Here is a 12,143-nt window from a genome sequence, read left to right as displayed (position 1 = left end):
GATATTTATTATGAATGGAAAAATCGTTAAAATTTTTACAAATGTTGTGGAAGTTGAATTTATTACCCCAAACAACAATTTAAAAATTGACCAAGTGCTAACAATGCATGATAGTAATACGGTGTTATTAATTAAAGCTATTATTTCTAATCAACTTGTACGTGCTGTTGTTTTGCAGGCGCAAAGTGATATTAAAATTAATGATGATGTTATTAACACTGAGCGTTTGCTAGCTGTTCCTGTAGGTGAAAAAGCTAAAAATAAAGTGTTTGATGTTTTAGGAAATCCAATTTCTTTAAAAGATGAAGCTAATACTGAACTTGATTATGTACCAATGAATTCTTTGATTCGCAAGGAAAAACAATTAGACAATAAAACAACAATTTTAGAAACAGGGATTAAGGTCATTGACTTCTTCACACCCATTATTTCTGGCCAGAAACTAGGAATTTTTGGTGGTGCTGGGGTTGGTAAAACCGTTTTAATTAAAGAGATTATTTTTAATGCAAAACGTTTAAAACAAAAAACCTCTCCTATTTTTATTGGTTCAGGTGAACGTTCACGTGAAGGTCTTGAACTTTATGATGAATTAGTTGAAGCTAATTTAATGAGCAGTTCAACAATGTTTGTTGCTCAAATGAATGAAACACCAGCTGCTCGTGCTAACATTGTTCCTTATGGAATCACATGTGCAGAGTACTTGCGTGATTATCAAAAAGAAAATGTTTTATTATTCATTGATAACATCTACCGATTTATTCAAGCATCTAACGAGGTTGCGTCTTCATTAGATAAAAAAACGAGTATCGGAGGATACCAATCAACTCTTGACTCTGATGTATCGTTCATTCAAGATCGATTATATGCAAATGAAAATGGTTCTATTACATCTTTCCAAACTGTTTTTTTACCAATGGATGATATTTCAGATCCTGCTGCTGTATCCTTATTTTCGCACCTTGATGGTTCGTTAGTTTTGTCTCGTGATTTGATGGCAAAAAACTTATATCCAGCAATTGATCCACTTGAATCAAACTCGGTTTCTTTAAATCCTGAAATTATTGGACAAAAGCATTTTGATGCAATCGTAAAAGCGAAATCAATTTTAAAACAATATAAGGATTTAGAAGATGTTATTATGGTTTTAGGGATCGATGAACTAGACCCTGAAAACAAACGGGTAGTCAAAATTGCCTTACAATTACAAAACTTCTTTACCCAAAACTTTTTTATGGCTGAACATTTTACAAAAGAAAAAGGGGTTTATGTTCCATTAAAGGATACAGTAGATAGTGTGATTCGCATTATTAATGGGGAATTTATTAATCAAGGTCCAGAAATTTTTACTTTTATTGGATCAAATCTAAATATGAAAAGTGATACACAAATAACAAGTGAGGAACAAAATGAAACAAGCAAAGAAAAAAAGTAAACTCTGATGATCTTTAATTGCTGTTCCTTCATTTGCAATAATTGCGGGGATCGCTGCAAGTTGTAGTCCAGAAACAAAAAAATCTACTTCCCCTGTAATTCAACCTGTTTTGCCATCTATTGATCCTAAACAACAAAAAAGTGATAAACAAAAAACACAGACAAACACTAATCAAAAAAATGAGGATAAGACCGATAATACTACCTCTCAGAATCCTACTGCCCCAAATACAAAACCCTCTAAAGTAACTAATCCAGCAGTTGACAAATTAGTAGTGACAGACACAAAAGTTTATAACGACCGAATTAATAATTATAAATATACCAAACCAACACCTCCAGACCCAACAAACCCAGCCGGTGGATTTGCAACGGATGGTGACTGAGAAATACAAGGTAAACCACGTTATTGAAATGTAGCGAAAAATGATCAATATAAACTTCTAAATGATATGACAATGAAAATTGAAACAACGAATCCTGAATTAGGTGTTTTTACGGGAACTTCGTGAGTTGTAGATTACATTGAAAAAGAAGATGGAACATATCCAACAACTTGGTTTTTAGCAACAAACTTGCACGTTGTTGAAAAATTCTTATTTGAAGATGATGAATATGAAACAGGTGTTGCTAATATCCGCCAACCAGAACAGCATGCTTCCTTTTATGTAAACACTGTTCCAGAGCTAGATACTGAAGGAAATGTTATTAAAGAACAGGAACAAATTGCTGTTTCTAAATATCCGAAATTATTTTTTGCTGCAACAAATTATTTTACAGAAGGCAAAACAGCTGCTTTCTTTCAACACAACCCTAATGATACTTTAGGTACTGAAACAAACAAAAATGTACAAAATTACTACAAAGATTTTGCAATCCTAAAAGTTGAATTCGATGATTCTGAACAAGCAAAACAAGCAACAAATGATTTTTACACAAAATATAAGGATAACGTTGTTCCGTTTGCTAAAAAATCTTTATTAACTCAAGATCCAAATATTTTACGAGACACATATAGTTTATACACATTATCTTATCCTGGTTCACCAGTCAACAGAATTGATCCGGAGACAAACAAAGCATATAAATATAATAGCAAGTTTGTTATTAATAAGCGCGAAGGTGATGAGGATTGAGATCGTGGAGCGCCATTATATGGTGATGCAATTCGTGCTTGAGATTTACAATGACGAGCTCGTTATTTATTAAAAAATAAATATGACCAACACATCCCTGGTATTTTCTTTGCTCAAACAATCACAATTGATGCAGTTTTAACGGGTATCAATTACTTAAATACACATTACGATCGAATTGGTTTATTATATGGAATGAAGGATTCAGCAATTCCGCAAGGAGCTTCTGGCTCATTAGTTATTAACAAAGATAAAGAAATTGTGGGAATCTTATTTGGAGGCAATCCATCTGCACAAGTTGGATTCGTTGATCCAATTATCGGGGAAGAAGTGAAATATAGTAATAATTCAACTGCTCCTGCTTCTTGAAAATTTGATTTAATTAATGGTGCAGAAGGACAGACAAAATCTTACAAACAACAATTAGATAAATTCTTCCCTAATCTTAAAACATGACGCTATAAAACTCGTTAAATTTAAATTAATTACGACGAAACAAGGCAAAATTAATATACAAATTATTTACAACACTATTATATTCAGCACAACAACATACTGTTGTGCTTTTTATATATTTAATTTTTTGCTTTTTAGTTTGTTCCTATATACAATTTATCCAATATCAATTTCTTAGTTGCTTTTTGTTATTTTTAATAAAAATTATTTTAAGCACTGTTGATAATATATTTTTATAGCAACTGTTTAGTGAATCTAATTCAGACTTTATGAGATAAACAAAACACCACATAAAATGTGGTGTTTTTTCTTTTAATTACTACTAAAATAATTCAGTTTGAGCTGATTCATTAAAGTCACTTAAAGAACCAATTTGTTTTAATGTTTCAATCTGGCGCTTATTAATCATTGTACGTTCAACTAAATCATCAATGGTGGTAAATGTTTTTTTGTCTCGTTCTTGCATAATTGATCAAGCAACTTTTTCTCCTAAAGACGGGATACAAATTAATGGAGGAATGAGTGCGTTAGTCTTAACATCAATTAAAAAATCAGTGGCGTGGGATTGGTTTACATCAATGCTTGTTAGTGTAATTCCGCGCGCAAGTAATTCAATAATGATTTCATAAGTTGTTAAACTATCAAGTTCCTTATTGGTTGCATTTTTATTTCTTTTAATGCTCTTATATAATTCAACAACTTCGTTACGACTTTTTCCAAGAACTTGCAGATCAAAATTTTGGTTTCTTACAGTTAAGAAGGCAGCATAGTATTGTAAAGGATAATAAAGTTTATACCATGCAAATTTCCAAGCGTGCATAACATAGGCTGTGGCATGGGCTTTGGGGAACATATATTCAATTTTATTTGCTGAATCTATGTATCAATCAGGGATATTGTTGTCTCTTAAAATTTGTTCGTGTTCAGGCTTAATTTTTTTACCTTTTCTCACGTCTTCCATTATAAAAAATGAAGTTTTAAAATCTATTCCGTGATTGATTAGATAGCTCATGATATCATCTCGACAAGCGATTACATCTTTTAGTTTTTTATTCTCATTTATAATTAGCGACTGAGCATTATTTAAGTACACATTAGTCCCGTGTGACAAACCAGAAATTCGGATTAAATCAGCGAAACTACGTGGTTGAGTTGCAACTAACATTTGACGGACGAAACTGGTTCCAAATTCAGGAATCGAAATTGCTCCCGTTTTCTCATCTAACACATCTTCGGGTTTAATTCCCATTGCACCAATATCATAGAACATACGCATTGTTTTCTCATCACTTACTGGAACATCATCTTGTTTTATGTGCGTTAAATCTTCTAGGATTTTCAAAATAGTAGGATTATCATGTCCTAGAATATCGAATTTTAATAAATTATCATGAATATATTCAAAAGCAAAGTGAGTTGTTTTTCATGATTCATTTTCGTCATCAGCAGGATAATTGTAAGGGGTAAAATCGTAAATCGATAGATCATCGGGTACAATAATAATTCCTCCAGGGTGTTGACCTGTAGTTTTTTTGGTTGCATAACATTGCTTAACATACAAATTAATTGTTGAGTCTCGAATGACATCATCTGTTTTTTGTTCAAAATATTTTTTAACCATTGCATATGATGTCTTTGATTTAAGTTTAGAAATTGTTCCTGCTCGATAGGAATGAGTTTCTCCGAAAACTTCTTTGATAAACTGGTGAGCCTGAGGTTGATAAACCCCTGAGAAATTTAAATCAATATCGGGAACTTTATCCCCATCAAAACCTAGAAAAGTTTCAAAAGGAATATTGTGGCCTTCACGATCTAGAACATGATTACAACGTGGACATAATTTATGTGGTAAATCATATCCATCTTCTGCTTCAAGAACGAATTCGCAGTGTTTACATTCTGGACATAAATAGTGGGGCGCTAAAGGATTTACATCGGTAATATTTAAAAAGGTTGCAACTAAAGAGGAACCTACACTCCCTCGTGAACCAACTGTATATCCGTCATCATTGGATTTTTTTACAAGTAAATGTGAAATCCAATAGACGACACTAAAACCGTGGGTGATAATTGATTTTAATTCCTTTTCGATACGGGCTTGTACAATTTCAGGTAGATGATCACCATATTTTCTTTTTGCTGTTTGATAAACGAAATCAGTGGTTTTCTGATCTACATTCTCAATTTTAGGAGTGAAAAGTTCATCTTTTAAAGGTTTAATACTGAAATCAATTTGGTCTAAAATAATTTGGAAATTATTATTTAAAATTTCATATTTATCTTTTTGATCAATTAAATAACTTAGTTCATTTGCAAATTCATCATAATCTAAATAATGCAAATCGGGAACATAACTTTCGTTTCCAAAGCGATGCGCTCGTCCATTTAAACCCTTAGATTTGACATAGACATCATAGTATTTTTTATAATCTGCTTGTAGATAATAAACATGACTAGATGCAACGATGGGTTTATTAGTTTGTTTTGCTAAGAAAACTAGTTTATTAAGGGCATTATGCAAATCGTTAAATGTTAACTTTTCGTTGTGAATTTGATTTTTAAAGCAATTAACACTTGGTAATGTAATGAAGTCATAATAATTTATTTCTTTAATAATGTCATCATCATTTTTATTAAATAAACTATTAATTAATTCATTGTCATAAACAGCGTTGGTTAACAATAGGTTTTCGCGAAAAGGTGCGATTAATTCTCTGGTTAATGTTGGGCGGTTATTAAAATAAGTTGTGTGCGATAATGATACAAGCTCATAAATATTTTTAATCCCCGTTTGGTTTTTGGTGTAAATAGTTATTTGGTCTCCGAAAAAACGATTACGTAATGAACGGTTTTGAATTGCGTCGTTAACTTCTTTTCAGTTGTTAATGTGATGTTCATTAATTAATTGACTTAACATAATATTAAAAACATGTACTAAAACTTCTGCGTCATAATCAGCACGGTGAGCTATATCGTCCTCATAGCTAATCCCATTTTTCTTGCAAATTGCACCTAAACGGTGACTACGAAACCCTGGGTTCAAAGAACGAGACAACATTAATGTATCAATATACATATTTTTTAGTGGAGGTAAGTTATACTTATTTAAACGAATATTAATAAAATTAATATCAAAATTAATTGCATTATGTGCAACAAGAATCCGATCTTGAAATCAGTCTAACATTTGTTTTAAACCTGTTTTTTCATCTACTGCATTTATCACATGATCGTTAGTAATTTTTGTTAAATTAATAGTTGTTTGTTTTAGAGGTTGAGTAGGTTTTAAAAAGAATTGTTTTCGCTCTAAAACTTGTCCGTTTTTAACTAAAACTCCTCCGAATTCAATAATTTCATCATAATTGGGATACAAGCCAGTGGTTTCTAAGTCAAAAACAATATATTCTCGATTTTCGAAATTCAGATCTTGTGGGTTAATAACTGCATCGATCCGTTCTGGTAAAAGTTCAGATTCAAAACCATAGACGATTTTTAGAGTATCAGAACTTATTTTTTGTTTTTTAAGATATGTTTGAATTTCGGGATATGCTTGAACAACATAACGATCAGAAATTCCAATACAGGGAATTTTATGTTCGACTGCAAAATCAATTAAATCTTCAGTTCCGATAATGCAATCACTGCTGGTCATTTTGGTGTGAAAACCTAACTCAATTCGTGGTTTAATATTCTGTTTGTTTCCTAGATTTAATTCCTCATTAATTTTCCATAATTTTTTAGCTTTAATCATCGGGATCGTTTTCGTTAAATCATTGAAAGTATTGGTGACATCACCGAAAACTCCAATATGATCGCCTTCTTTTAAACTAAGAAAATGATCTTTAAATTTGTTGTTCATGCTAACATAATAACTAACACTCAAAGTTTCTGTTTCATCCTGAATAAAAATATTCATTACAACATCTTTGTTACTACGTTCTTTTTTTTCAATTTGAAAGATTCTTCCGTGAACACTTGCACTGTTCATATCCATATTTACATCTATGAGTTTAACAAATGTTTTAGCATCGTTTTTGTTGTATCTATTTCAATTAGATTGATTTTCATAGTTATTAAAAGCAATAGTTGGTTCTTGGTATGAATGTAATTGTTGAATTAAATTATTAGTTGTACTCGCTTGTTCGTTTTCAATTTGATTGATCATTGATGATTGGTCGTCAAACACAAAAACTAAATCTTTAAAAAAACAGCCACACGCTTGGAAATCATTTATTAAATTTTGTTTGAATTCCTCAAGAAATGCAAGCTGAATTTTTAAACTAGTTTTTAAAACTAGGTTTGGTTCATCAACAGTTAATTCTAAATAAATTCGGTTATTTCACTGGTTTTTTTCGAAAATATAATCTAAAAGATTTTGGTAATCATTAACATCGCGAAAGTAATTGATGAAAAAAAGCTTGAAATCACTAATGTGACTATGCACCTTATATTGACTAATTTGATCAAGGATAGTAAAATTAACGAAATCACTAAAACGGACAAGTAATTGCTTTTGACTTGTTTTTTTAACTGTATAAGCGGGTAATTTATCGTGTAAATACTTGGGTAATTGGGGGATAAGTTGCATTAAAATGTTATTAGGCATAAATATTCTCTCCTAAAAGTTGTGTTAATTTATTAGATAATAAAAAATAAGAAGTTGCCTTCTTATTGATTAAGGTTACTATTCTTCAAAATACAACGTAACATACACATGACCATCAGCGTAAATGCAGTCACCATCTTTAAGTTGATCAACTTGATCAACAAAATTTAAATTAAAACTATACTCTGGTTTGTTGACTGGACTTTTGGTTATAATTCCTGTTCTTAACTCATCTTTTTGCATTAGAATTTTATATTCATGAACATGGATGTGTCCGTGATGATGAGGTGGATTTGCTAAAATGTTATCTACAATTTTGTTATATTCAGATTTTATTTCCATATAAACATCTCCTTCGTTTATATTAATATATTATACTAAATAAAATTAGGAAGTTACCGGTGTAACTCCCTAATTGAGTATATATTTTTAATGTTACTATTGCTTTTGATCACTAAAAACAATTTGATAAACTTCATCGTAGTGTTTTACTAAATGAATTTGTAAATCATCGCGAACTTCTTGAGGTACATCCTCAAGGTAGCGTTCATCGTCAACTGGAAGAATAATTTCTCTTACTCCCGCACGGTGCGCTGAAATAACTTTTTCTTTGACTCCCCCAATAATTCCGACATTTCCCCGTAACATAATTTCTCCAGTCATTGATAAAATAGAACGAACAGGGCGTTTTGATAACGCAGAGATAATTGCAGTTGTTAATGCGATTCCCGCACTTGGTCCATCTTTAGGAATGCCTCCTGATGGAACGTGAACATGAATGTCAATTTCATTGAATTTTAGATCTTCGGGTAAGCCGTATTTTTGTGCATTTGCCTTAACAAATCCCAATGCGACACGCACAGATTCATTCATTGTTCGTTCAAGGTTACCTGTAATTGTAATTGCCCCACCTTTAACATTTGGTGTGAAGTTGACTTCGATTGGTAATAAGTCACCACCTGCTTGTGTATAAGCCATTCCATTAACAACTCCAGGAATTGTAATTTCTTCTTTTTGGGTAACATCGTATTTAATTTTACCAAGGTATTTAACAATTAACTCTTTAGTTAGAGTTGTAGGAATTAATTCAGTTGTACTTGGTTGTTCGACAATGTATTTACGTACAATATGTCCTAGTTGCCGATCAAGTTCCCGCACTCCCGCTTCCTTAGTGTAGTGCTCAATGATGAAGTCTAATACCTCATCAGTAAATACTAGATCATTAGTTTCTAGTTTAGCATCTTTGAAAATTCGTTTTAGTAAATGTTCTTTGGCAATATGACGTTTTTCAATTGCTGTATAACTTGAAAGCTCGATAATTTCCAAACGATCCATTAATGCGTATGGAATTCGGTCATAATAGTTAGCAGTAGCCATAAACATAACTTTACTTAAATCATATTCCTCTTCGATGTAATTATCAGAGAAGTTTTTGTTTTGCTCTGGATCAAGAACTTCAAGTAATGCGGCTGATGGATCACCACGATTATCTGATGTCATTTTATCGATTTCATCTAACAAGAATAGCGGATTATCAACTCCTGCTTTTTTCATTCCTTTAATAATTCGTCCTGGCATAGCTCCGACATAAGTTTTACGGTGACCACGGATTTCTCCTTCATCCCGTACACCTCCAAGCGAAACTTTAACAAAATTCTTATTCATTGCTTGTGCAATTGAATAAACAAGCGAAGTTTTCCCTACTCCAGGGGGACCAACTAAACAAATAATTGGACCTTTGATCAGTGGATTACGCATACGTAATGCTAGATATTCAAGGATTCGTTCTTTGACCTTACTAATTCCATAATGGTTCTGTTCAAGTACTTCTTTTACTTTGTTTAAATCATTGTTATCAACACCCATTTTACCTCATGGAAGTTCTAATAATCAATCCAAGTAAGATTTAATGATTGATGATTCATTAGAAGACATTGCCGCTTCGAAACGGCCGAGTTCAGCTAATGCACGCTCTTTGACTAGTTTTGGAAGATTTAACGTGTTAATTTTTGTACGCATTCGATCAGCATCGTCTTCACGAGTGCTTAACTCTCCTAACTCTTCTTTAACAACTTTTAGTTGTTCACGTAAGTAGAATTCTTTTTGTTGTTTTTGCAAATTGTTGTTAATAATTTGATTCACCCGAGCACGAACATCAGATTCAACTTTTGATAAATCAGTTAGTTTTGTATATAAAGACTCCAAAATTTGCTGGTGGACACTAACTAAATCTGTTTTTTCCATAATTTTCAAACGTTCTGCTGTATCACTTGTTTCATTTTCTGAACCCGCATTCGCAGGGAAATAAGTTTTAGCAGCTAAAAAGGCAAAACTTTCGGGATGAAATTGTAACGCACTTAAGCGTTCGGGAAAGTCCACGTTTTTCATTTTTGAACGTTCAGCAATAGTATGAAAAATTTGGGTATTGATGTCTGTAATTTGAGTTTGTTCTTCATCTGTTAAGGTTGTATTTTCGATTACAGGATCACAATAGAACATAAAATTCTTCTTTGCTTGTGATGTTAAATCGATGACTTCATCGCTATTAAAGTCAATACGAACTGCACGAATTCCGACAATATCGATAACATAACCACCATCTTCATCTTCCCGTAGATCTTTAATTTTAGTTAAAGTTGCGATTGGATGTAATTGTTGGGGTACAATTTTGTCTCCTTCGAATTGGTTATCAATTTGTGAAACAAGAACTAATTCTTTTGATTCTGAATTAAACGCAGTTTCAACAGCGACTTTGGAAAGTTTACGACCAACCTCGATCGTGATTTCTTGATATGGGAGAATAATACTCTCATAACTAATTAAAATAGGTTTTTTATCCATATTTTTTCATACCGTCCTTTTATTACTTGAAATAATTATAACAATAAAAAAACAAAATTAGCAAATAAATTAAAAGAGTGCTAATTTTGTTGGGATAACAGGCTAATGTTTTTTATTTGGTTTTTGTAGTTTTTGGTTTTGATGTTTTACTTGTATTTTTTGTTTTACTTGCTGATTTTGCTTTTTTAACTGGAGTTTCGGAAGTTGCACTAGTTTTTGTTTTGCAGACACGTTTTGCTTTGTTTGCTGTTTTTGCTTCATTGGTATTACTTGCAACAGTTTTTTCTTTATTATTTGCTGCAACTGGTTTGTTGTCCTTGTTCTTATCAATTAGGAACTGCATTACCTTTTTTTGGTTTACGAATTCAGTAACTAATTCGATATGTTCGTTTAGGTATTTAATTGTTTCATTGTTTGATGAACCATATAAAGCAGCCATTGTAGGAATTTGAGCACGTGTTTCTTCTTCAGTTACTTCAATATTTTCCTTATCAGCAATATAATCAATTACTAATGAAAGTTTAACTGTATCAACAACTTGTAGTTTTAAATCAGCGTTTAATTGTTCTTCGGTTTTGTTTGAAACACGTAAGTATTCTTTTAAATCCATATTGTAACGACTTAATTGAGCTAATAATTGTTGTTTTAAATTTGCACTTTCTTTGTTTAGCATTGATTCTGGAATTGTTGAAATAGTTGTTCGTGCTAATAATTGAGCGTTAATTTGGTTTTGTGCGTTGTTGTAATTTTCCTCTTCTGATGCTTTTTGAGCATTAGTTAAAATAAATGTTTTTAATTCTTCTAGTGTCTTAACACTTGGGATATTAAACGAAGCTGCAAATTCATCATTTAATTCAGGGAAAACAATTGAACTAATAGACTTAATTTTTAATTCAAATTGTGCTTCCTTACCAGCTAAATCATTTGCGTGGTAATCAGCTGGGAAAGTTACTGTAATTGTTTTTTCTTCATTAACCTTTAAACCAAACATTTGATCTTCAAATCCTGGGATAAAAGCATTTGAACCTACTACTAATGTATGGTCTTTTGCTTCTCCACCTTCGAAAGCAACGCCGTTAACAAAACCTTTAAAATCAAAGACAACTTCATCTCCGCTTTCAATGATTCCATTTTCATCTTTTTTTGTACGTTGCGCTCGAACTTTTTGTGCGTGTTTTAATTCCTTGTCAACAATTGAAGGATCAACATTTACTGGATTTAAACTTAAGGTTAAATCATCATATTTTTCTAATGTAATTGTAGGATAAATTTCATAAGCAAGACTTACAACTAGTTTATTATCATCAAGATCTAAAACGTTTACGTTTGGTGTATCTAATGTTTCTGTTGGATCTTCTTTGAATTCAGGAAGATCTTCTAGTTCTTTAATTAATGTAGGAATCACTTCATTTAAAGCACGGTCATATAAATCAAATCGATTAATTCGTTTTTTAACTTCTTCATCTGGTGCTTTCCCTAAACGGAAACCATCAATTTTTACTTTTTTCTTTAATTGACGTGTCAATGCCTGGGTTTGGTTTTCAAGTGCTTTTGATCAGATTGCTTGATCAGCAGTTACCTCGAATGTAATATTTAATTCATTTTTTGTTTTTTTATTTAATTGCATATCTCTCACTCGTTCTTACTATGTATTTATTTTGTATGTTTTTAAA

6 protein-coding genes are annotated in these 12,143 nt (G+C 31.7%); 2 read left to right on the top strand and 4 right to left on the bottom strand.

The annotated features are described in order from the left end of the window. Nucleotides 1-10 precede the first annotated feature (10 nt). Complete coding sequence (locus OF377_RS00240; RefSeq protein ID WP_263835900.1) at nucleotides 11-1,432, top strand: MSC_0618 family F1-like ATPase beta subunit; 1,422 nt, start codon at nucleotides 11-13, stop codon at nucleotides 1,430-1,432. Then, a complete protein-coding gene (locus OF377_RS00235) occupies nucleotides 1,407-3,041 on the top strand; it encodes an MIP family Ig-specific serine endopeptidase (RefSeq protein ID WP_263835899.1) in 1,635 nt (544 codons plus the stop codon). The genes OF377_RS00240 and OF377_RS00235 overlap by 26 nt, the downstream gene beginning before the upstream one ends. A 304-nt stretch (nucleotides 3,042-3,345) precedes the next feature. On the opposite strand, the gene polC is transcribed toward OF377_RS00235, so the two are convergent. The 4 genes from polC to tig form a co-directional block, all read right to left on the bottom strand. Next, nucleotides 3,346-7,629, bottom strand: a complete 4,284-nt coding sequence (gene polC / locus OF377_RS00230) for a DNA polymerase III subunit alpha (RefSeq protein ID WP_263835898.1) — start codon at nucleotides 7,627-7,629, stop codon at nucleotides 3,346-3,348. Nucleotides 7,630-7,707: 78 nt separating this feature from the next. After that, on the bottom strand, nucleotides 7,708-7,971 hold the full coding sequence (locus OF377_RS00225) for a hypothetical protein (RefSeq protein ID WP_263835897.1): 264 nt from the start codon (nucleotides 7,969-7,971) through the stop codon (nucleotides 7,708-7,710). Between the two features lie 96 nt (nucleotides 7,972-8,067). Continuing rightward, the gene (gene lon, locus OF377_RS00220) at nucleotides 8,068-10,470 is read right to left on the bottom strand and encodes an endopeptidase La (RefSeq protein WP_263835896.1); all 2,403 of its coding nucleotides are present in this window, start codon (nucleotides 10,468-10,470) and stop codon (nucleotides 8,068-8,070) included. Nucleotides 10,471-10,582: 112 nt separating this feature from the next. Further along, a complete protein-coding gene (gene tig / locus OF377_RS00215) occupies nucleotides 10,583-12,097 on the bottom strand; it encodes a trigger factor (RefSeq protein ID WP_263835895.1) in 1,515 nt (504 codons plus the stop codon). Nucleotides 12,098-12,143: the final 46 nt, after the last annotated feature.

Origin of the sequence: Ureaplasma sp. ES3154-GEN (assembly GCF_025780075.1) — a bacterium.
GTDB lineage: Bacteria > Bacillota_I > Bacilli_A > Mycoplasmatales > Mycoplasmoidaceae > Ureaplasma.
The sequence above is the reverse complement of the archived record's forward strand: the minus strand, read 5'-3'. Positions and strand labels throughout refer to the sequence as shown.